The sequence below is a fragment of the Pseudomonas sp. A014 genome, assembly GCF_052378495.1.
GTDB classification, from domain to species: Bacteria; Pseudomonadota; Gammaproteobacteria; order Pseudomonadales; family Pseudomonadaceae; genus Aquipseudomonas; species Aquipseudomonas machongensis.
Genome location: NZ_CP199001.1, coordinates 3,907,803 through 3,928,594 on the forward strand (window position 1 = coordinate 3,907,803; position 20,792 = coordinate 3,928,594).

The window sequence follows — 20,792 nt, forward strand, 5'->3', positions numbered from 1 at the left end:
GGGCTGTGATGGCCCTATCGCGGGACAAGTCGGGGCGCCAAACCGTTGCTCCTAAAGATACCCCACCGCTCCCAGATCAAGCGGTGAACCTGTGGGAGCGGCGGTTCGGCGCCCCGACTTGTCCCGCGATAGGCCCACCACAGGCACCGCAACTGGCGAGCTACTGCCCCGCCATCTCCCGCATCCGGCGCCGATGCGATTCGGCATAGGCCGCCCCGCGTGCCTGCAACAGCGGGTCGTCCGAGGGGGTGATGCCAGGTGGCAATATCAATGGGTTGAAATCGATGTCGCGGCACGGGCCGTCCATCTGCGGCTGCTGGGCGTCGATCACCAGCACCCCGGCATCGATCTCCTGGTGACCTGGCTGAGTCCACAACTGCGTGGCATCGTTGACCGGGTCGCCCGGCAACGCCGGGGTGAGGATCAGGTGCCAGCGCAGCGGCCCCTCGGCCAGGCGGGAGGCCAGGCCATAGGACAACATGTCGGGGTCGTTCTGCGCGATCTGCTCATCGCTGAGCGGCGCATAGGGCGTTTCTGGCTGCAGATGCCAACGCACCAGGTGCTCTTGCCCGTCAGCGGCATTGAAGCGAAAGGTGTTGACGCTGAAGTACGCCGCGTTGTCGAACCCCGTCGATGGCCGGTGCGCAGCCATCCAGTCCTCGAAGGCCTGGCTCTCGGGATGGTCGCGACGAAAATGCCGAATGCGCGCCTCACGACCGTCGGTCGGCACCGAGGCCTGCAATTGCTCCAGCAACGCCTCGGGGGTGCGCACGAAGAACACTGGGCTTGAATTGAGTGCCATGCGCCAGGTTTCCCCACCGTTGCTGATGTCCAGCGCCAGGCTGCGCATGCCCCCTTGGGTATCGTTGACCGACGGGTTGCCACCGACCACCGAGAAGCGCCCTGTCACGGGGTAGCTGCCAGTGCGCAACAACCCGGTGTTTGCCAGTGCGACACCCTGGCCGTTGCTGTCGAAGCGACCGCTGACGCACAGGCCCTTGGCGTGATTGCGGCGAAAGCCCGGCTGCGGGCCGGATACGGCTTCGAACGCATCGACCATGTGGGCAGCGCCGGCAGGAGAGGATAACGATGAGGGGGCTGCCCAGCCATTGCGCTCGACGAGCAGTGCACAGCCAAGGCCGGCGGACAGTGTCAGGAACAGGGCAAGGAGGACGTGGCGGCGGTGCTGAGCAGGCATTCAGGCGATCCAAGAATCCGGTCGCCCGTCACCAGGGTCCTTATTGGCGGATATCGGCGAACCACAACGGCGATGGCAGGCTGGCATTGGCCGTATACAACTGGCCCGAACTGCGGTCCGCGACCACGCGCGCCACGGCATCGAGGTCGACGCCGTCCGGGGCGCCGATCAGCGCGTAGCCTAGCTGAGACTGACGCCAGACCACAACCTCCATGCCAGCGACGTTCAACTGTGCGATGGACTGGTCGGGCTTGGGCTCCTTCATCACGCACAGGGCTACCGGATCGCCCTGCTGCGGCAGGTACACCAGCTGGATCAGCGCCTTGTTGTTGAAGCGCAGGCGCTGCACGCGCTTGAAGGTCAGGCCAGCGGCACTGAGGTCTGGCACACGTAACTCGAGGCCGTCGATCTGGCGGATGTCGGCAAGGGTCTTGCGCACATCGTCGGTGTCAGGTGTGACGTAGTTCACCGTGTCGCGGGTGTACAGTTGCTGGTAGCTGGCAGCCTGCATCACCCAGGGCGAGGCCTGGACCTGGGCGACGCTGGGCGCCTGCAGCGCGCGGTCGGTGTTCAGCGCACCACCGATGAAACCCGCCTGCAGCACCAGGCCGTAGCACACCGCACCGGTGGCGAAGGCCACGGCCAGCCAACCGAACCTGGGGCGACCGAACAGACGGGTGAGCAGGCTTTCAGGCTCGGCTGCCGGACGCGAGGGCGCCGCGCTGGCCGGGGCGGCGTGCCGGGCGATCAACGCATCGACGTTGTGCACCAGGCTGTCAGGGACCGGGGGCAGTGCCTGGCGGGCGAAGGCCTCGGCGTATGGCAGGGCAGACGACATCAACAGCGCGACACGCTCGGCCACTTCGGGCGAAGCGTTCATGAGCTGCTCGATTTCCTCGCACTGTTGCGGCGACAATTCGCCGTCAACATAGGCCATCAGCAGGGCATCATCCGCGACGGTGGTGGTCAATTCCCGGTCTCCGTTATTCATGGTACTTCGCACTTCTGTTACGGCATCGTTGCGGCCTTGTGGGCCGACCTGCGAGCGAAGGGGTAGTCAGCTCGCCATCATATTAATATCACTGAAACAGCCGCAAGCAGCTTTACCTAGCGCTGACAAGTCGGCAAATGCGACACAGCCAGCATTATAAATCGATTTTGAAACGCACTCGGATAGGTTTTTAGCGTAGGTGGTGGCACAATCCGCGCAGTGTATCGGCTCAGCGACAATGAAGTCCAAGACATGCGAGGGAATCCGCCGGCCGGAGCGTACGGCGGCCGCATGAGAAGCAACTGACTTCCAGTCCACCCAGTACAAGAACGAGGAACTATGTCGATCACCGGTGCCGACCTCCCTGCACTGCTCCCTGGCATGTTGCCGCGCCTGTGGGCCTTTGCCCTGCGCCTCTCGGGCGACCGGCACGACGCTGAAGACCTGGTCCAGCTCGCCTGCGTGCGCGCCCTCGAACGTACCCACCAACTGCGGCCGGACACTGCCCCGCTGAGCTGGATGTTCGCCATCGTGCATACCACCTGGATCAACGAGGTGCGCTCGCGCAACGTGCGCAGCCGCTCGCGCTCGGAGTGGAACGACAGCGTCATCGAGTCGGTGACCGACCCTGCCGCGCCCACCCCGGAAACCGATCTGATGCACCAGCAGATCCTCACGGCAGTGAACAGCCTGCCCGAGGGCCAGCGCGAAGTGATGCTGCTGGTGGCGGTGGAGCGCTTCAGCTACAAGGAAGCCGCCGACATCCTGGAGGTGCCTATCGGCACGGTCATGAGTCGGCTGTCCCGCGCCAGGCAAACGATTGGCACGCTGCTCAATGACACCCCCAAGCCCTCGGCGCCTGGCCGCGACCTGCTGCGCACCTGAACCTTCGTACGCATTGCCAGGCACTTGCATACGCCCTCCTGGGAAACTGCTCGGCAACTTTCGGCCTGTTGATTTTTCATACAGTGCGCCGAAGCCATTATTTTTACAAGTGAAGGGAACTCATCTTGTTATTTATCGTCCTTGTTTCATGAGCTCATACTTTCAGGCAATAAAAACGCCCATAACACTTATCTCACGCCGTTTATTCCATAGCTTTTTCTGTTTTTTTTAATTACCAATTTTAGTTGGACTCTCGCGCTCAGCCCTTTCTATTCTTGCCCCGACGGAACAACTTTCAGGTTCCCGCCACCCCGCTTTCCTGTCATTGAATTGAAGAGGCAAACATGAAACGACACCTCTGGCTCGCCCTGCTGGGCACCCTGTCACTCGGCGCCCACGCCGCTACCCTTGATGTACCGGTCAACCTGGTCAGCGCCGATGGCAAAGCACAGCCCATCGGTCAGGTCAGCATCAGCGAGTCGGCCTACGGGCTGATCTTCACCCCCAAGCTGAACAGCCTGCCCGCAGGCGTGCATGGTTTCCACGTGCATGAGAACGGCAGCTGTGCGCCAGGCATGAAAGATGGCAAGGCAGTGGCGGCGCTGGCCGCGGGCGGGCACTTCGACCCGGCCAAGACCGGCAAGCACCTGGGCCCCTATGGCAATGGCCATCTGGGTGACCTGCCGGCGCTCTATGTGAACGCCGACGGCACCTCCACCTATCCGGTCCTGGCGCCGCGCCTGAAGACGATTTCCGAAATCAAGGGCCACGCCTTGATGATCCATGCCGGTGGCGACAACCACGCCGACATGCCCATGCCACTGGGCGGTGGCGGCGACCGCGTGGCCTGCGGCGTGATCTGAACCAGGCAGGCCGGGCGTCAGTAATCGCCGCGCTTGTGCAACGCCCAGCGCCCGGCCAGCACGGTCACGTCGGCAAGGGGGCATGTCCAGTGCCTGACACCGGCTGAGCCGATGCCAGGCACCGCTCGCAGTCAGGCCGCCAATCGCCCTTGGGCAATCGCCTCCGACGCTGCCAGCATCGCCCGCAGCAACACTGCACAACCCGCCGCCAGATCCTCGGGCGTGGCGTTCTCGATCTCGTTGTGGCTGATGCCGTTCTCGCACGGCACGAAAATCATGCCTGCCGGGCCCAGCTCGGCCAGGAAGATCGCATCGTGCCCTGCCCCGCTGACGATATCCATGTGCGCCAAGCCAAGGCTCCTGGCCGACTCACGCACGGCATCGACACAGTTGCGGTCGAAATACAGCGCCGGGAAATCCGCCGTTGGCGTCAGCTCGAAACTCAGCCCGTGTTTGGCACACGTGCTGTCGATCACTTCACGCACCTCGGCGATCATCGAATCGAGCCGATCTCCCTCAAGGTGACGGAAGTCCAGGGTCATGCGTACCTCACCCGGAATCACGTTGCGCGACCCCGGATACGCCTGCAGGCAACCGACCGTGCCACAGGCATGTGGCTGATGCCCCAGTGCGGTGCGGTTGACGGCCTCGACCACTGCCGCCGCGCCGACCAGGGCATCCTTGCGCAGGTGCATCGGCGTCGGCCCGGCGTGCGCCTCGACGCCGCGCAGGCTCAGGTCGAACCACTTCTGGCCGAGGGCGCCGAGCACCACGCCGATGGTCTTGCCTTGATCCTCCAGAATCGGCCCCTGCTCGATATGCGCCTCGAAATACGCCCCGACCGGATGCCCCAGCACGGCCCTCGGGCCGGCATAACCGATGGCCTGCAGCGCCTCACCGACGCTGGTCCCCTGGGCGTCGCGCTTGGCCAGCGTCTCTTCGAGGGTGAACTTGCCGGCGAACACCCCCGATCCCATCATGCACGGCGGGAAGCGCGAGCCTTCCTCGTTGGTCCACACCACCACCTCAAGCGGCGCTTCGGTTTCCACGCCGAGGTCATTCAGGGTGCGGATCACCTCCAGGCCGGCCATCACCCCGAAGCAGCCATCGAACTTGCCGCCAGTGGGCTGCGTGTCGATGTGGCTGCCGGTCATCACCGGTGGCAGCTTGGGGTTGCGTCCGGGACGCCGGGCGAACATGTTGCCGATCGCATCGACGCTGACACTGCAACCTGCGGCCTCGCACCACTGCCGGAACAGGTCGCGGGCCTGGCGGTCCAGTTCGGTCAGCGCCAATCGGCAGACCCCGCCCTTGGGCGTGGCGCCCAGGCGCGCGAGGTCCATCAGCGATTGCCACAGGCGCGCGCTGTCGACATGGCGGTCGGTGGAGTGCAGCACTTCCTTGATCGGTTTCATCGGGACTCTCCTCAGGCGATTTCTTGTTCTGGTGATTCGGCTGTAGCGGCCAGCCAGATTCAGGGTGATGGTTTGGCCAGGCGCGCCGTTCCACGCACCGCGACTCGGCTCAGGACGTAATACAGCCCCGCCCCCAGCAGCGAACCGGTAAACCAGCCGTAGTCATAGAACCAACTGAAGCTGCTGTTGCCGATCGACATCACGGTCAGCGCCACCGGCACCGCGAACGCCAGGAACCCGACCCAGTTCCAGGCCGGGTACACGTCATCGCGGTACAACCCGGCAAGGTCCAGTTGCTGGCGGCGGATCAGGAAGTAGTCCACCACCATGATCCCGGCAATCGGCCCGAGCAGGCTCGAATAACCCAGTAGCCAGTTGGAATACACGCTCTCAAGGCTCAGGTCGGAAACGATCCAGCCAAGCTTTTTCAGCAATTCGTGCCCCATCAGCGCCAGGCCGATGAACCCGGTCAACCACACCGCGCGGCTGCGCCCGATCAGGCGTGGGGCGATGTTCTGGAAGTCATTGGTCGGTGAGACGATGTTCGCCGCCGTGTTGGTCGACAGCGTGGCGATGATGATCAGCGCCATGGCCAGCGCCACCCAGCCGGGGCTCTGGATACGTCCGATCAGGCTCACCGGGTCCGAGACCGTTTCGCCCACCAGCGATGCCGAGGCGGCGGTCATGATCACGCCCAGGGCAGCGAACAGGAACATGGTCAGCGGCAGGCCAAAGATCTGGCCGAGGATCTGGTCCTTCTGGCTTTTGGCGTAGCGGCTGAAGTCGGGAATATTCAACGACAGCGTGGCCCAGAACCCGACCATTGCCGTCAGCCCCGCGCAGAAATAGCCGACCACGCTGGCCCCCTCCGGGCGCTTGGGCGGCTGGGCCAGCAGTTCGCTCATCGACATGTGCGGCAGCGCCCAGAAGAGCAGGCCTACGCCCACCGCCACCAGCAGCGGTGCCGACAGGGTCTCCAGCCATTTGATCGACTCCGAGCCGCGCAGCACCACCCACAGGTTGAGCAGCCAGAACAGCATGAAGCCGATCACCTCGCCGGTTCCGCCCAGGCTCTTCCAACCGTCGAACAGCGACCCCAGGAACAGGTGGATGGCAAGGCCGCCGAACATCGTCTGGATACCGAACCAGCCGCAAGCCACCACCGCGCGGATCAGGCACGGCACGTTGGAGCCGAGAATGCCGAACGAGGCGCGCAGCAGCACCGGAAAGGGAATGCCGTACTTGGTGCCGGGGAAGGCGTTGAGGGTCAGCGGTATCAGCACGATGAGGTTGGCCAGCAAGATCGCCAGCAGCGCCTCGCCGACGCTCAGCCCAAAGTAGGCGGTCAGGACCCCGCCGAGGGTGTAGGTAGGGACGCAGATGGACATGCCGACCCACAAGGCGGTGATGTGCCATTTGTTCCAGGTACGCTGGTGCACCTTGGTCGGTGCGATGTCGTGGTTGTAGCGAGGGCTGTCGAGGACATCAGTGCCTTCGGACAGCTCGTACAGCCCGTGCTGCTCGATCACTTGCGATCTGCTCTGTTGCATGGGGCCTTCTCCAGATTGTTCTAGTTATTCGCTCATCGGCTGAATCGATGGCCGGAGTTACACACCTCACCAGTACTGCACCTCCGGTCCGGCCTGGCGGTTGTGGCCGCACTCAAATTGCGTGCCGGATTGGCCCGGGCCAACCCTGCCGGCCACCGCCGACTGGAGGTAATTCACTGATTTGCAAGGCATTGATTAGCGCCAGGGAAAGGTACGGTCATGCCCTGCCCTGCCGTCTTGCTGGTGGCGGCCCGCCCTGGCCTGCGCACTCGGTTTCAATCTGGTGCAGCCTGGTTTTTGCGTGGCGTGGTTCGCGCCGGCAAGCCAGGTTTCAAACGGCTGATTTCGCATGGAAAATCTTGACCAAATCTGCTTCTTGTCAAGTGCGTCAAAATGGTGAGCAGCCTGTCCATTTTGGTGATTTATAAAGAAAACACTTATATTTCATTAAGTTATAAAAGTAATAAGCTCATAAAATTTTTTCTTGATCAATCCTTGATCAGCATCTAGATTCCAATCTTGTCAGCGCTGACAGGATTGCAACGCAGCCTCCAGCCGCTGGCTCAAAACAATTTCAAGAACCGGCAAAACGACCGGTCAGCCTGCGAGGAAGACGGTATGTCCCTGTTGATCCGTGGCGCCACCGTGGTCACCCACGAAGAAAGCTATCCCGCCGATGTCCTGTGTGCCGATGGCCTGATCCGCGCCATTGGCAAAGACCTCGAAGTGCCCAGCGGTTGCCAGGTCCTGGACGGCAGCGGCCAGTACCTGATGCCAGGGGGCATCGACCCGCACACCCACATGCAGTTGCCATTCATGGGCACCGTGGCCAGCGAGGACTTCTTCAGCGGCACCGCCGCAGGCCTGGCCGGCGGCACCACCTCGATCATCGACTTCGTCATCCCGAATCCGCAGCAGTCCCTGCTGGAGGCCTTCCACACCTGGCGCGGCTGGGCGCAGAAGTCGGCCAGTGACTATGGTTTTCACGTCGCAATCACCTGGTGGAGCGAGCAGGTCGCCCAGGAGATGGGCGAGCTCGTCGCCCATCACGGTGTGAACAGCTTCAAGCACTTCATGGCCTACAAGAACGCGATCATGGCCGCCGACGACACCCTGGTCGCCAGCTTCGAGCGCTGTCTGCAGCTGGGCGCGGTGCCCACCGTGCATGCGGAGAACGGCGAGCTGGTGTACCACCTGCAGAAGAAACTGCTGGCCCAGGGCATCACCGGCCCCGAGGCCCATCCGCTGTCGCGTCCGGCGCAGGTCGAGGGCGAGGCGGCCAGCCGCGCCATCCGTATAGCCGAAACGCTGGGCACCCCGCTGTACCTGGTGCACATCTCCAGCAAGGAAGCACTGGATGAGATCACCTACGCCCGGGCCAAGGGCCAGCCGGTGTATGGCGAGGTACTGCCGGGGCACCTGCTGATCGACGACAGCGTCTATCGCAACCCCGACTGGTCCACCGCCGCCGGCTATGTGATGAGCCCGCCATTCCGTCCCCGCGAACACCAGGAAGCCCTGTGGCGCGGCTTGCAATCGGGCAGCCTGCACACCACCGCCACCGACCATTGCTGCTTCTGCGCCGAGCAGAAAGCCATGGGCCGTGATGATTTCAGCCGCATCCCCAACGGCACCGCCGGCATCGAGGACCGCATGGCGGTGCTGTGGGACGCCGGCGTGAACAGCGGGCGCTTGTCGATGTATGAGTTCGTGGCGCTGACCTCGACCAACACGGCCAAGATCTTCAACCTGTTCCCGCGCAAGGGAGCGATCCGTGTGGGAGCCGACGCCGACCTGGTGCTCTGGGATCCGCAGGGCACACGCACGATTTCTGCCAGCACCCATCACCAGAAGGTCGACTTCAACATCTTCGAAGGTCGCACGGTGCGCGGCATTCCCAGCCACACCATCAGCCAGGGGCGAGTGCTCTGGGCCGATGGCGACCTGCGCGCCGAGCCGGGCGCGGGACGCTATGTGGAAAGGCCCGCCTACCCCTCGGTGTACGAGGTCCTCGGGCGACGGGCCGAGCAGCAGCGGCCGATACCGGTCAGCCGCTGAGCAGCCCATAACAGCCGGGGGCCGCAGCGCCTCCGGCGATAACAATCCAGAGACACCTGTTGACTGCCATCCCGAAACGGACGGGCGAGGAACCGCCGCCTGCCCCCATAAAAAAGAGAGAGGCTACAACCGTGATCGACACCCTGAACCACTTGCCGCGCCCGAGGGCCAGCGCCGAGCAGCTCGCCGACGCCTTCACCGACCTCGCCCCTCCCCTGACCGCACGCCAGGCCGCCGTGGAAAGCGCGCGCTGCCTGTACTGCTACGACGCCCCCTGTGTGAATGCATGCCCGAGCGAAATCGACATCCCTTCGTTCATCCACCGCATCAGTGATGAAAACCTGCAGGGCGCCGCCGAGCGGATCCTGTCGGCGAACATCCTCGGTGGTAGCTGTGCCCGCGTATGCCCGACCGAAATCCTCTGCCAGCAAGCCTGCGTACGCAACAACGCCCGGGAGTGCGCGCCGGTGCTGATCGGCCAGTTGCAACGCTATGCCCTGGACAACGCCGGTTTCAGCGAACACCCCTTCAAGCGCTCGCCCAGCACCGGCAAGCGCATCGCAGTGGTCGGTGCCGGCCCCGCCGGGCTGTCCTGTGCACATCGCCTGGCCTTGCATGGTCATGACGTGGTGGTCTTCGAGGCGCAGGAAAAGGCTGGCGGCCTCAACGAATACGGCATCGCCCGCTACAAGCTGGTCGACGACTACGCCCAGCGTGAAGTGGAGTTCCTGCTCGGCATCGGCGGCATCGAGCTCCGCCATGGCCAACGCCTGGGTGACAACCTCACCCTCGGCGAGCTGCGGGACCAGTACGACGCGGTATTCCTGGGCCTTGGCCTGAATGCCGTGCGCCAGCTCGGCCTGCCGGGCGAAGAGGCCCCTGGCGTGCTGGCCGCCACCGACTACATCCGTGAACTGCGCCAGGCCGACGACCTCAGCCAACTGCCGCTGGCCGACCGCTGCCTGGTGATCGGCGCGGGCAATACCGCCATCGACATGGCGGTGCAGATGAGCCGCCTGGGTGCGCGCGAGGTCAACCTCGTCTACCGCCGCGGCGCCGCCGACATGGGCGCCACCGGCCACGAGCAGGACATCGCCAAGGCCAACCAGGTGCGCCTGCATACCTGGGCGCGGCCCGATGCGGTGCTGCTGGATGAGCAGGGCCGGGTGAAGGGGATGCGCTTCGTCCGCACCGAACAGGTCGAGGGAAAACTGGCCGATACCGGCGAAACCTTCGAGCTGCCCGCCGACGGGATCTTCAAGGCCATCGGTCAGTGCTTCGACGACGCAGGGCTCAAGGACCCGGTGGCGGCGCAACTGGCGCGCGATGGCGAACGCATCCGCGTCGACGAGCAGATGCGCACCAGCTTGCCTGGCGTCTATGCCGGTGGCGACTGCACCGCCCTGGGCCAGGACCTCACCGTCCAGGCCGTGCAACATGGCAAGCTGGCCGCCGAAGCCATCCATGCCCAACTCATGCTCAATGTGGAGGCAGCGTAAATGGCCGATCTGTCCATCGAATTCGCCGGTATCAAGGCACCCAACCCTTTCTGGCTGGCGTCCGCGCCACCGACCGACAAAGCCTACAACGTGGTTCGCGCCTTCGAGGCGGGCTGGGGTGGCGTGGTCTGGAAAACCCTCGGCGAGGACCCGGCGGCGGTCAACGTGTCGTCGCGCTACTCGGCGCACTTCGGCGCCAACCGCCAGGTGCAGGGCATCAACAACATCGAGCTGATCACCGACCGCTCGCTGGAGATCAACCTGCGTGAAATCACCCAGGTTAAGAAGGATTGGCCCGACCGGGCGCTGGTGGTGTCGTTGATGGTGCCGTGCGTCGAGGAGTCGTGGAAGTTCATCCTGCCGCTGGTCGAAGCCACCGGCGCCGATGGCATCGAGCTGAACTTCGGCTGCCCCCACGGCATGCCCGAGCGCGGCATGGGCGCGGCGGTCGGCCAGGTGCCGGAATACGTGGAAATGGTCACCCGCTGGTGCAAGACGTATTGCTCACTGCCGGTGATCGTCAAGCTCACGCCCAACATCACCGACATCCGCCAATCGGCCCGCGCCGCACATCGAGGCGGCGCCGATGCCGTGTCGCTGATCAACACCATCAACTCGATCACCAGTGTCGACCTGGACCGCATGGTCGCCCACCCCATCGTCGGTGACCAGAGCACCCACGGCGGTTACTGCGGCTCGGCGGTCAAACCGATCGCGCTGAACATGGTCGCCGAGATTGCGCGCGATCCTGAAACCCGTGGCCTGCCGATCTGTGGTATCGGTGGTATCGGCAACTGGCGCGATGCCGCGGAATTCATCGCACTGGGCAGCGGTGCGGTGCAGGTGTGCACGGCGGCGATGTTGCACGGTTTTCGCATCGTCGAAGACATGAAAGATGGCCTGGCGCGCTGGATGGACCAGCACGGACACCGCACCCTGGAAGCCTTCCGCGGCCAGGCCGTACCGCACACCACCGACTGGAAGTACCTGGACATCAACTACAAGTCGGTGGCGCATATCGACCAGGATGCCTGCATCGGCTGCGGACGCTGCCACATCGCCTGCGAAGACACCTCGCACCAGGCCATCGCCAACACCCTGCAGGCCGATGGGACGCACGTCTACAGCGTGATCGAGGCCGAATGCGTGGGGTGCAACCTGTGCCAGATCACCTGCCCGGTTGAAAACTGCATCGACATGGTGGCGCAAGAGACCGGCAAGCCGTACCTGAACTGGACCCAGGATCCGCGCAACCCCTATCGTGAAGCGAGCTGACCCGTAGGAGCGGGCTTGCCCGCGAACGGGGCGCCGAACCGCCGCTTACACGATCGCCCGCCGGGGTTGTCATGCACCCCGGCAGGCTCAAGGCTCCAGCCCGATGCCCCGCAGAATCACGCTGGTCACCGTCTGCACCGCCCGCTCGAACGCCATGTCCGACAGCGGCTGCCCATCATTGAGCAAAGCCACCTGATAACCGAAATCGGCGTAATGCTGGGTCGAAGCCCAGATCATGTAGAGCAGCGCCGACGGCTCGACCGGGAGGATACGCCCCTCCTCCACCCACCGCCGGATCTTGGCTTCCTTCAACTGCGCCCAAGGCACCAGCGAATCGTCCAGGCTGCCTCCCAGCAGCGGCGCGCCATGGAGGATTTCCTCGGCCCAGACCTTCGAGCCCAGCGGCCGCGAGCGCGAGTGCCCCATCTTGGCGCGGATATAGCTGGTCAGCACGACGCGCGGGTCGTCGAAGCGTTCGAAACAGAGGGCATCCTGCTTCCAGACGTCCAGCAGGTCCTGCAGTACCGCTCGATAGAGTTCGTCCTTGGTACTGAAGTAGTAATGCAGGTTGGAACGCGGCAACTGCGCACGCTCGGCGATGTCGCCCATGGAGGTGACGCCGTAGCCCTGTTCGGCGAACACCTGCTCGGCTGCCTGGAGGATCTTCTCGATATTGCGACGGCGGATCTCGATCTTGTGGTTGGCCATAGGGCGTCCGAAGCGGCTGGAACCTGTCAAGGCTAACACGCAGGCGCCAGGACTGCGCTCTGCAGATCGACCACTGTGCTTCGTCTGACAGTTGTAGCGTCACAACTGCGCACCCGCTCTGGAACCCCTGCCCATGCGTCCGACCCTTCCACTTTCGTTACTGGCCCTGTTGGTCAGCACCGCCACCCATGCCGCCGAGCGCATCGAGCTCGAACAGGTGCTGATCCAGGACCGCCAGCAATCCGAGCAGGAGGCCGCCGCCGAACGATTGCGCGAGATCCCTGGCGCCAGCAACCTGGTGGATATGGAAACCGTCGGCCAGGGACGCGTGGCCAGCAACCAGGATGTGCTGGCCTACCAGCCAGGCGTGTTCGCCCAGTCGGCGGGCAACGACGGGATCAAGCTGTCGATCCGGGGCTCGGGTATCAACCGCGCGCCTGGCGCCCATGGCTCGGGGGTCTACACGATGTTCGACGGCTTGCCGCTGACCGGCCCCGGCGGGACACCCTACGAGCTGTTCGAACCCTTGTGGCTGAGCCGCGCCGAGGTACTGCGCGGCGCCAACGGCTTCGACCAGGGCGCCCTGGCTCTGGGCGGTGCGATCAACTACGTGACCCACACCGGCCATGACGCCGCCCCCCTGCAACTGCGCTATGAGGTCGGCAGCCACGGCTACCAGCGCCGGCACATCAGCTCTGGCCAGGTGCTGGGCAACCTCGACTATTACGTGGCGCTGACCGACGCCGAGTACGACGGCTACCAGCGACACAGCAGCGGCAGTGCCAAGGGCATCGCCGCCAATGTCGGCTATCGCTTCAACCCGAATCTGGAAACGCGCTTCTACCTGCGCTACCGGGAAACCGAGAACGATCTGGCCGGGCGCCTGACCAAGGAGCAGATCAAGCACCACCCGCGCGCCGCCAACCCAGCCTACCTCGCCCGCGATGACAGCCGTCCCCAGCCCGGCAGCACCTGGGTGGGCAACAAGACCACCTTCTTCCTCGACGACGACTCACGCCTGGAGGCCGGGCTGGTCTACCACGACTACCCGATGGACCTGCGCGAAGGCCCGATGCGCCTGAAGGTGGCCTACACCGATGTCAGCGGCACGCTCAACTATATGCGTCGCGACACCTTGTTCGGCCACGAGAGCAAGACCACCGTTGGCTGGCGCACCACCAAGCACCTGCCCAACAGCGGCGCCTCGCAGTTCGCCCGCAATGGCGATGTGTTCGGCCCGCGCAGCCGCGACTTCAGCTACCAGGGCTCGGACACCGTGCTGCACCTGGGCAACGATCTGGAGCTGGTCCCCAACCTGTGGCTGACCACGGGCCTTGCCATGATCTACACCCGCCGCGAAAGTGCCGTCACCTTCCCCGCCAACGGCGGCAAGGTCAGCCAGCACGACTGGGACTACGCACCACGCCTGGGCCTGCGCTACGACATCGATCCGCAGACCCAGGTCTACGGCAACCTCAGTCGCTCCGTCGAACCACCGCACCCCTGGTCGTTGATCTGGAGTTCGACCGTTGCAACGCAACCGATCGAGATGCAGAACCAGACGGCCACCACCCTGGAGCTGGGAGCCCGCGGCGACTCGGCGCTGGGGCGCTGGGACCTGGCCTGGTACTACTCGCAGGTGCGTCACGAGCTGCTGGCGGTGGAGATCGTGCCGGGCCAGCCGTTCAAGGAGTTCAACGCCAGCGCCACCGTGCATCAGGGCATCGAAGCCGGCCTGGAAAGCACGCTGTGGGAGCAGCCGGGCAGTGGCAAGCTGTCGCTGCGCCAGGCCTATACCTTCAGCGACTTCCATTACCGCGACGATGACCGCTTCGGCGACAACCGCTTGCCGGGCATCCCCATGCATTACTACCAGGCCGAGCTACGTTACGACTGGCCGAGCGGTTTTTACGCCGGGGTGAACACGCAACTGGCCTCCAAGGTGCAGGTGGACTACGCCAACAGCTATCACGCCGATGCCTACGCCCTGCTGGGCGCGCGTCTGGGCTGGGATTCGCCCAAGCGCGACTGGCAGACCTGGCTCGACCTGCGCAACCTGACCAACAAGCGCTACGCCGCGACGGTGACACCAGGGTACGACGATGTCGGGCTGGATGCTGCGCGCTCGACCCCGGGAGAAGGGTTCGGGATGTATGCGGGGGTTTCGTACAGCTTTCGCTAGCGACTAGCCGGGGCAATTGAACATGCACCCTGCAGGAGCAGCATTACGCTGCTCCTGCCCTTGGGTAGATCGAGTCAGGACGGCAACTGCACCTGCGGTGTGGTCTCGGTGAAGATCGTCCAGCTGGAAATGAACAACGCGGCGATCAACGGCCCGATCACGAAGCCGTTGAGGCCGAACACCGCCAGCCCGCCCAGGGTCGACACCAGGATCAGGTAGTCGGGCATGCGCGTATCCTTGCCCACCAGGATCGGGCGCAGCAGGTTGTCCACCAGCCCGATCACCAGCACGCCGAACGCCGTCAGCACGATGCCCTGCCACATCGCGCCGGTCAGCAGGAAATACACCGCAACCGGCCCCCAGACGATCCCGGCCCCCACCGCAGGCAACAGCGACAAGAACGCCATCAGCACCGCCCACACCAGCGCACTGGGAATATCCAGCACCCAGAAGATCAAGCCGCCCAGCGCGCCCTGGGTGATCGCCACCAACAGGTTGCCCTTCACCGTGGCCCGCACCACACGGTTGAACTTCAACTGCAAGCGGCGCTTCTGCTGCTCGGGCAGCGGCACGGCCTGACGGACCTTGCGCGCCAGCTCCGGCCCTTCACGCAGGAAGAAGTACAGCAGGTAGAGCATGATGCCGAAGCTCACCAGGAAGTCGAAGGTGCCCTGGCCAAAACTGAAAGCCTGGCTGGCAAGGAACTGGCTACCCTGTGTCGCCCACTTGGTGATCTTGTCGCGCAGGCCATCGAGATTGCCCATGCCCATGCGGTCCAGGCCGTTCTGGGCGAAGTGCGGCAGCATGTCCTTGCCGCGCTCGATGTAGCCGGCGATATCCAGTTGGCCGCTTTCGATGCGCTGGTACAGTGTTGCCCCTTCCTGGACCAGCAGGGCACTGATGATGATCACCGGCAGGATCGCAATCATCAGGCAGGTGGCCAAGGTAGCGCCGGCCGCCAGGTTGCGCCGACGGTTGAAACGCAGCAGCAGGTTGCGCTGCAGCGGTGCGAACAGGATGCCGAGGATGACGGCCCAGAAGATCGCGCCGTAGTACGGCAGCAGTATCCAGAAGAATGCGATGGTGACCAGCGCCAGCAATACGGCCAGGGCTCTGTTCTGTAGAGCAGTTTGATTCATGGGCTTTCCTCGATTGTCCTGGACCTTAGTGCACAGCGTAGAGGCAAAAGTGCCATCAGCAGCGCTTGATCCAGGTCAATACCGCGTTCCGGGCCCGGTCGTAGCATCCGCACCTTTTGCCCCGGTGCCCCCATGAACCCTCTTGCCAAGCCCGAACTGCTGGCCCCCGCCGGCTCGTTGAAGACCCTGCGCTACGCCTTCGCCTATGGCGCCGATGCGGTCTACGCCGGCCAGCCGCGCTACAGCTTGCGGGTGCGCAACAACGAATTCGACCACGCCAACCTGGCCCTGGGCATCCAGGAAGCGCACGCCCTGGGCAAGCGCTTCTACGTGGTGGTCAACATCGCGCCGCACAACGCCAAGCTCAAGACCTTCCTCAAGGACCTGGCGCCCGTGATCGAGATGGCACCCGATGCGTTGATCATGTCCGACCCCGGGCTGATCATGCTGGTGCGCCAGCATTTCCCACAGATGCCCGTGCACCTGTCGGTGCAGGCCAACACAGTGAACTGGGCCAGCGTGCAGTTCTGGCAACAGCTGGGCCTGAGCCGGGTGATTCTGTCGCGCGAGCTGTCGCTGGAAGAGATTGGGGAAATCCGCCAGCAAGTACCTGACATGGAACTGGAGGTCTTCGTCCATGGCGCACTGTGCATGGCCTATTCCGGGCGCTGCCTGTTGTCGGGCTACCTGAACAAGCGCGACGCCAACCAGGGCAGCTGCACCAATGCCTGTCGCTGGAAGTACCAGGCGACCCCGGCAGGGGAAAACGCCACCGGCGACATCGTGCGTGAGTGCGAACCGACCTTGGGCATTGGCGCGCCCACCGAACAGGTGTTCCTGTTGCAGGAGGGCAACCGCCCTGGCGAAGAGATGCCGGCGTTCGAAGACGAACACGGCACCTACATCATGAACGCCAAGGATCTGCGCGCGGTACAGCACGTCGAGCGCCTGACGCGGATGGGCGTGCACTCGCTGAAGATCGAAGGACGGACCAAGTCGCACTTCTACTGCGCCCGTGCCGTGCAGTCCTACCGCCAGGCGATCGACGACGCCGTCGCCGGTCGGCCCTTCGATCGCAGCCTGATGGAAAACCTCGAGTCCCTGGCCCAGCGCGGCTACACCGAGGGCTTCCTGCGCCGCCATGTGCACGACGAGTACCAGAACTACCAGCGCGGCAACTCGGTCTCGGAGCGCCAACAGTTCGTTGGCGAACTGACGGGGCTGCGTATCGACGGGCTGGCCGAGGTGAAGGTGAAGAACCGCTTCGCACTGGGCGACACCCTCGAACTGATGACCCCTCGCGGTAACTACCACTTCGAGCTCGACCGGTTGGGTGATCGCCAAGGCCAGGCCATCGAGGTGGCTCCAGGCGACGGGCACCTGGTGTACCTGCCGGTTCCGGAGCAGGTATCGCTCGAATTCGGGCTGCTGATGCGCGACCTGCCTGTGCAGGAGGCCCTGGGCTGACAACGCTGTAATGACAGCCTCAGCTGGCTGACAGGAACGGTGGTGGATCATCGGGCTATTCCAAGGCCGTTCGCAGGCAAGCCCAGGGCTACGAAAGGCGCGCCCGATCGCGACAAGGCCTCTACTCAAGCCCTGCCTGAGGCCGTTTATGCCCCACAGCCCCTCCCGTCGCACCTTCGTCAAAGGCCTCGGCGCCGCCACCGCAGTGGCCGGCCTGGGCCTCTGGCGCCCACTGGCCAGCGCCGTCGAAGGCCATCGCCCAGGCCAACCGCTGCAGGGTCAGGACTTCGAACTGTACGTTGGCCAGACCGCCGTCAACATCACCGGCCGCCCCCGCACTGCCCTCACCGTCAACGGCAGTTTGCCCGGCCCGCTGCTGCGCTGGCGCGAAGGTGACAGCGTGACCCTGCGCGTGCGCAACCGCCTGGCCGAACCCACCTCGATCCACTGGCACGGCATCATCCTGCCCGCCAACATGGACGGTGTTCCGGGCTTGAGCTTCGCCGGCATCGAACCCGGCGGCGACTACCTTTACCACTTCACCCTGCGCCAGAGTGGCACCTACTGGTACCACAGCCATTCCGGGCTGCAAGAGCAGGCGGGGGTCTATGGGGCAATCGTCATCGAACCGCGCGAGGCCGAGCCACACGCCTACCAGCGCGACCATGTGCTGCTGTTCAGCGACTGGAGCGATCAGGCCCCCGAAGCACTGTTGGCAACCCTCAAGAAGCAGTCCGACGCCTTCAACTACCACAAGCTCACCGTGGGTGACTTCATCGAGGATGTCGCTCGCGACGGCTGGCGCAAGACCGTCGACGAGCGCCTGATGTGGGCCAGCATGCGCATGAGCCCCACCGACCTTGCCGACATCAGCGCGGCCACCTACAGCTACCTGCTCAACGGCCAGCCGCCGGACGGCAACTTCACCTGCCTGTTCCGCCGCGGCGAGACGGTACGCCTGCGCCTGATCAACGCCTCGGCCATGACCTACTTCGACTTCCGCATCCCCGGCCTGAAACTCACGGTGATCGCCGCAGACGGCCTACCCGTGGTGCCGGTGACGGTCGACGAACTGCGCATCGCCGTGGCCGAAACCTTCGACGTACTGGTCGAGCCGGGCGATGCGCCAGCCTACACGCTGTTCGCCCAGAGCATGGACCGCACCGGCTTTGCCCGTGGCACCCTGGCACATGCTCACGGCCAGCAGGCGCCCGTCCCCGCAACGGACCCACGCCCCCGCCTGACCTTGAACGACATGGGGCACGGCGGCATGGACGGCACCGCAATGGCAGACATGCCTGGCATGGACCACGCCAGCATGGCCGGCATGGATCACGCGGCAATGGCCGCCATGCAGCCACACCCGCCCAGCGAGACTGACAACCCGCTGGTCGACATGCAGACCATGGCGCCCCGCCCAAACCTGGGCGACCCCGGTATCGGCCTGCGCGGCAACGGCCGCCGGGTGCTGACCTACGCCGACCTGCGCAGCCGTTTCGAAGACCCCGACGGCCGCCCGCCTTCACGCGATATCGAACTGCACCTGACCGGCCACATGGAGCGCTTTGCCTGGTCATTCGACGGCGTGAAGTTCAGCGACGCCCAGCCGCTGCGACTTACCTATGGCGAGCGGGTGCGCATCACCCTGGTCAACGACACCATGATGGCCCATCCCATTCACCTGCATGGCATGTGGAGCGACCTGGAGGATGAACAGGGCAACTTCATGGTGCGCAAGCACACCCTCGATATCCCGCCCGGCACTCGTCGCAGCTACCGGGTCAGTGCCGACGCCCTGGGCCGCTGGGCCTACCACTGCCACCTGCTCTACCACATGGAGACCGGCATGTTCCGCGAGGTACGGGTCGATGAATGAGCTCAACAGCCGTTGGATCCTGACCAGCATCACACTGCTGGTGCTACTGGCCAGCGAAGAGGCGCGCGCGCAGCAGAACCCGACCCAGCCCAGCACGGCGTTACCGGTCATCACCGATGCCGACCGCCGCGCCGCCTTCCCCCTTTTGCCGGGCCACCAGGTACATGACGCTGCGCTGAACGGCGCGGTGATCGTCGATCAACTCGAATACCAGCACTTCGACAACAGCGGGGTGCTGAACTGGAATGCCACCGCATGGATCGGCGGCGACATCGATCGCCTGTGGCTGCGCAGCGAAGGCGAACGTGAACAGGGCACCACTCACAAGGCCGAACTGCAGGCGCTATGGGGCCATGCCATCAGCCCCTGGTGGGAGCTGGTCGGTGGTATACGCCAGGACTTCAAACCTGCCAGCGGCCAGGCCTGGGCAGCGTTCGGCATCCAAGGTACGCCGCTGTATGGGCTGGAGTTCGAAGCCACCGCCTATGCCGGCGAGCGACAGCAGACCGCGCTGCGCCTGGAGGCCAGTTACGCTATGCTGCTGACCAATCGCTGGATCCTCGAACCGAACATCGAAGCCAACTTCTTCGGCCGTAACGACGCCGGGCGCGAACAAGGTTCGGGGCTGGCCGAAAGCGAGGTAGGCCTGCGCCTGCGCTATGAAATCACCCGCAGCTTCGCGCCCTATGTCGGCGTCAGTTTCAACCGCGTGCACGGTACACGCGCCGACCAGGCCCGTGAAGACGGCGACGACCCCGCGCAGACCCGTCTGGTCGCAGGTGTGCGCCTGCGTTTTTGAAGGAGTTCGACCATGCTACACAAACACCTGATGGCCTTTGGACTGCTGGCCATCAGTGGCCTGGCCCAGGCCGCCGACGTCATCGATGTCTACCGCGACCCCAACTGCGGCTGCTGCAAACAGTGGATCAGCCATCTGCGCGACAACGGTTTCACGGTCAACGACCATGTCGAGCCGAACATGAGCGCGGTCAAGCAGCGCCTGGGCGTCGCACCACGCCTGGCGTCTTGCCACACCGGCGTGATCGACGGCAAGTTCGTCGAGGGGCATGTGCCCGCCGAACAGGTGCGCCTGTTGGCCAAACGCAGCGATCTCAAGGGGCTGGCCGTGCCGGGCATGCCCATGGGCTCGCCTGGCATGGAAATGGGTGACCACAAGGATGCCTATCAGGTCATCGGCCTGACCCAGGACGGCCAGGACACTGTGGTCGCCGAATACTGATGCTCAGTCTCTGGGCGCTGTTTTTCAGCGCCTTTGGCGCGGCCACCTTGCTGCCGCTGCAGTCCGAGGCGGTGCTGGTCGGCTTGCTCCTGCGCGACCCCGACGCCTGGCTCACGCTGTTGCTGGTAGCGACCCTGGGCAACGTGCTCGGCTCGCTGGTCAACTGGCTGCTGGGCCGAGCGATCGAGCGCTTTCGCGAAAAACGCTGGTTTCCGTTCAGCGCCAGCCAGCTGCAAAGTGCGCAACGACGCTACCAACGCTGGGGGCAGTGGTCGCTGTTGCTGAGCTGGATGCCCGTTATCGGCGATCCACTGACCCTGATCGCAGGCATCATGCGCGAACCATTCTGGCGCTTCCTGCTACTGGTCACCCTGGCCAAGGCCGGACGTTACCTGGTGGTCGCGATGATCACCCTGGGCTGGTTTCACAACGGGTAACACCTTTCA

The 20,792-nt window shown here is 64.4% G+C and carries 17 protein-coding genes; 11 read left to right on the forward strand and 6 right to left on the reverse strand.

Features of this window, described 5'->3' with window-relative positions:
- Positions 1-160 precede the first annotated feature (160 nt).
- Positions 161-1,198, reverse strand: coding sequence for a catalase family peroxidase (locus ACTYOL_RS18225; RefSeq protein ID WP_444756875.1), 1,038 nt, complete (start codon positions 1,196-1,198; stop codon positions 161-163).
- 40 nt (positions 1,199-1,238) lie between these two features.
- Positions 1,239-2,189, reverse strand: coding sequence for an anti-sigma factor (locus ACTYOL_RS18230; protein ID WP_232233637.1), 951 nt, complete (start codon positions 2,187-2,189; stop codon positions 1,239-1,241).
- A gap of 339 nt (positions 2,190-2,528) precedes the next feature.
- Between ACTYOL_RS18230 and ACTYOL_RS18235 the strand changes: the two genes are divergently transcribed.
- Together ACTYOL_RS18235 and sodC are read left to right on the forward strand one after the other, a co-directional pair.
- Positions 2,529-3,074 carry an RNA polymerase sigma factor gene (locus ACTYOL_RS18235; RefSeq protein WP_196759873.1) on the forward strand — a complete coding sequence of 182 codons (546 nt, stop codon included), beginning with the start codon at positions 2,529-2,531 and terminating at the stop codon, positions 3,072-3,074.
- A gap of 344 nt (positions 3,075-3,418) precedes the next feature.
- The gene (sodC, locus tag ACTYOL_RS18240; RefSeq protein WP_153773459.1) at positions 3,419-3,937 is read left to right on the forward strand and encodes a superoxide dismutase family protein; all 519 of its coding nucleotides are present in this window, start codon (positions 3,419-3,421) and stop codon (positions 3,935-3,937) included.
- A 131-nt stretch (positions 3,938-4,068) separates the two neighbouring features.
- On the opposite strand, the gene ACTYOL_RS18245 is transcribed toward sodC, so the two are convergent.
- A complete protein-coding gene (locus tag ACTYOL_RS18245; protein WP_444756876.1) occupies positions 4,069-5,352 on the reverse strand; it encodes a Zn-dependent hydrolase in 1,284 nt (427 codons plus the stop codon).
- Positions 5,353-5,411: 59 nt separating this feature from the next.
- Positions 5,412-6,902 (reverse strand): NCS1 family nucleobase:cation symporter-1, encoded by a 1,491-nt coding sequence (locus tag ACTYOL_RS18250; protein WP_197893327.1) that lies wholly within the window; start codon positions 6,900-6,902, stop codon positions 5,412-5,414.
- A 618-nt stretch (positions 6,903-7,520) separates the two neighbouring features.
- Here ACTYOL_RS18250 and hydA point away from each other — a divergent pair.
- The 3 genes from hydA (at position 7,521) to preA (ending at position 11,734) form a co-directional block, all read left to right on the forward strand.
- On the forward strand, positions 7,521-8,960 hold the full coding sequence (gene hydA, locus ACTYOL_RS18255) for a dihydropyrimidinase (RefSeq protein WP_444756877.1): 1,440 nt from the start codon (positions 7,521-7,523) through the stop codon (positions 8,958-8,960).
- Between the two features lie 131 nt (positions 8,961-9,091).
- Entirely contained in the window at positions 9,092-10,459 is a 1,368-nt protein-coding gene (locus ACTYOL_RS18260) for an NAD(P)-dependent oxidoreductase (RefSeq protein WP_200603989.1), read from the forward strand.
- On the forward strand, positions 10,460-11,734 hold the full coding sequence (gene preA / locus ACTYOL_RS18265; RefSeq protein ID WP_054895335.1) for an NAD-dependent dihydropyrimidine dehydrogenase subunit PreA: 1,275 nt from the start codon (positions 10,460-10,462) through the stop codon (positions 11,732-11,734).
- 87 nt (positions 11,735-11,821) lie between these two features.
- On the opposite strand, the gene ACTYOL_RS18270 is transcribed toward preA, so the two are convergent.
- Complete coding sequence (locus tag ACTYOL_RS18270; RefSeq protein WP_054895334.1) at positions 11,822-12,442, reverse strand: TetR/AcrR family transcriptional regulator; 621 nt, start codon at positions 12,440-12,442, stop codon at positions 11,822-11,824.
- 133 nt (positions 12,443-12,575) lie between these two features.
- On the opposite strand from ACTYOL_RS18270, the gene ACTYOL_RS18275 reads away from it, so the two are divergent.
- Positions 12,576-14,624: a TonB-dependent receptor family protein gene (locus ACTYOL_RS18275; protein ID WP_444756878.1), complete on the forward strand. Its 2,049-nt coding sequence runs from the start codon at positions 12,576-12,578 to the stop codon at positions 14,622-14,624.
- A gap of 74 nt (positions 14,625-14,698) precedes the next feature.
- Here the strand turns inward: ACTYOL_RS18275 and ACTYOL_RS18280 are convergent, their stop codons facing one another.
- Positions 14,699-15,763: an AI-2E family transporter gene (locus ACTYOL_RS18280; protein ID WP_054895332.1), complete on the reverse strand. Its 1,065-nt coding sequence runs from the start codon at positions 15,761-15,763 to the stop codon at positions 14,699-14,701.
- Between the two features lie 132 nt (positions 15,764-15,895).
- Here ACTYOL_RS18280 and trhP point away from each other — a divergent pair, with 132 nt between their 5' ends.
- From trhP to ACTYOL_RS18305, 5 genes are all read left to right on the forward strand, one after another.
- Positions 15,896-17,230, forward strand: a complete 1,335-nt coding sequence (trhP, locus tag ACTYOL_RS18285; protein ID WP_444756879.1) for a prephenate-dependent tRNA uridine(34) hydroxylase TrhP — start codon at positions 15,896-15,898, stop codon at positions 17,228-17,230.
- 148 nt (positions 17,231-17,378) lie between these two features.
- Positions 17,379-19,106, forward strand: coding sequence for a copper resistance system multicopper oxidase (locus ACTYOL_RS18290; RefSeq protein WP_444756880.1), 1,728 nt, complete (start codon positions 17,379-17,381; stop codon positions 19,104-19,106).
- Complete coding sequence (locus tag ACTYOL_RS18295) at positions 19,099-19,905, forward strand: copper resistance protein B (protein WP_197893334.1); 807 nt, start codon at positions 19,099-19,101, stop codon at positions 19,903-19,905. The genes ACTYOL_RS18290 and ACTYOL_RS18295 overlap by 8 nt, the downstream gene beginning before the upstream one ends.
- Before the next feature lie 12 nt (positions 19,906-19,917).
- The gene (locus ACTYOL_RS18300) at positions 19,918-20,346 is read left to right on the forward strand and encodes a DUF411 domain-containing protein (protein ID WP_054895330.1); all 429 of its coding nucleotides are present in this window, start codon (positions 19,918-19,920) and stop codon (positions 20,344-20,346) included.
- A complete protein-coding gene (locus ACTYOL_RS18305) occupies positions 20,346-20,783 on the forward strand; it encodes a YqaA family protein (RefSeq protein ID WP_063545534.1) in 438 nt (145 codons plus the stop codon). Before ACTYOL_RS18300 ends, ACTYOL_RS18305 begins: the two co-directional genes overlap by 1 nt.
- The last annotated feature ends 9 nt before the right edge of the window (positions 20,784-20,792 follow it).

What these genes read in the sequence shown, in the direction of transcription:
- sodC (WP_153773459.1), top strand. Translation starts at nt 3,419, where the DNA reads ATGAAACGACACCTCTGGCTCGCCCTGCTGGGCACCCTGTCACTCGGC.
- ACTYOL_RS18235 (WP_196759873.1), top strand. Translation starts at nt 2,529, where the DNA reads ATGTCGATCACCGGTGCCGACCTCCCTGCACTGCTCCCTGGCATGTTG.
- ACTYOL_RS18230 (WP_232233637.1), bottom strand. Translation starts at nt 2,189, where the DNA reads ATGAATAACGGAGACCGGGAATTGACCACCACCGTCGCGGATGATGCC.
- ACTYOL_RS18275 (WP_444756878.1), top strand. Translation starts at nt 12,576, where the DNA reads ATGCGTCCGACCCTTCCACTTTCGTTACTGGCCCTGTTGGTCAGCACC.
- ACTYOL_RS18270 (WP_054895334.1), bottom strand. Translation starts at nt 12,442, where the DNA reads ATGGCCAACCACAAGATCGAGATCCGCCGTCGCAATATCGAGAAGATC.
- preA (WP_054895335.1), top strand. Translation starts at nt 10,460, where the DNA reads ATGGCCGATCTGTCCATCGAATTCGCCGGTATCAAGGCACCCAACCCT.
- trhP (WP_444756879.1), top strand. Translation starts at nt 15,896, where the DNA reads ATGAACCCTCTTGCCAAGCCCGAACTGCTGGCCCCCGCCGGCTCGTTG.
- ACTYOL_RS18250 (WP_197893327.1), bottom strand. Translation starts at nt 6,902, where the DNA reads ATGCAACAGAGCAGATCGCAAGTGATCGAGCAGCACGGGCTGTACGAG.
- hydA (WP_444756877.1), top strand. Translation starts at nt 7,521, where the DNA reads ATGTCCCTGTTGATCCGTGGCGCCACCGTGGTCACCCACGAAGAAAGC.
- ACTYOL_RS18280 (WP_054895332.1), bottom strand. Translation starts at nt 15,763, where the DNA reads ATGAATCAAACTGCTCTACAGAACAGAGCCCTGGCCGTATTGCTGGCG.
- ACTYOL_RS18305 (WP_063545534.1), top strand. Translation starts at nt 20,346, where the DNA reads ATGCTCAGTCTCTGGGCGCTGTTTTTCAGCGCCTTTGGCGCGGCCACC.
- ACTYOL_RS18295 (WP_197893334.1), top strand. Translation starts at nt 19,099, where the DNA reads ATGAATGAGCTCAACAGCCGTTGGATCCTGACCAGCATCACACTGCTG.
- ACTYOL_RS18245 (WP_444756876.1), bottom strand. Translation starts at nt 5,352, where the DNA reads ATGAAACCGATCAAGGAAGTGCTGCACTCCACCGACCGCCATGTCGAC.
- ACTYOL_RS18290 (WP_444756880.1), top strand. Translation starts at nt 17,379, where the DNA reads ATGCCCCACAGCCCCTCCCGTCGCACCTTCGTCAAAGGCCTCGGCGCC.
- ACTYOL_RS18300 (WP_054895330.1), top strand. Translation starts at nt 19,918, where the DNA reads ATGCTACACAAACACCTGATGGCCTTTGGACTGCTGGCCATCAGTGGC.
- ACTYOL_RS18225 (WP_444756875.1), bottom strand. Translation starts at nt 1,198, where the DNA reads ATGCCTGCTCAGCACCGCCGCCACGTCCTCCTTGCCCTGTTCCTGACA.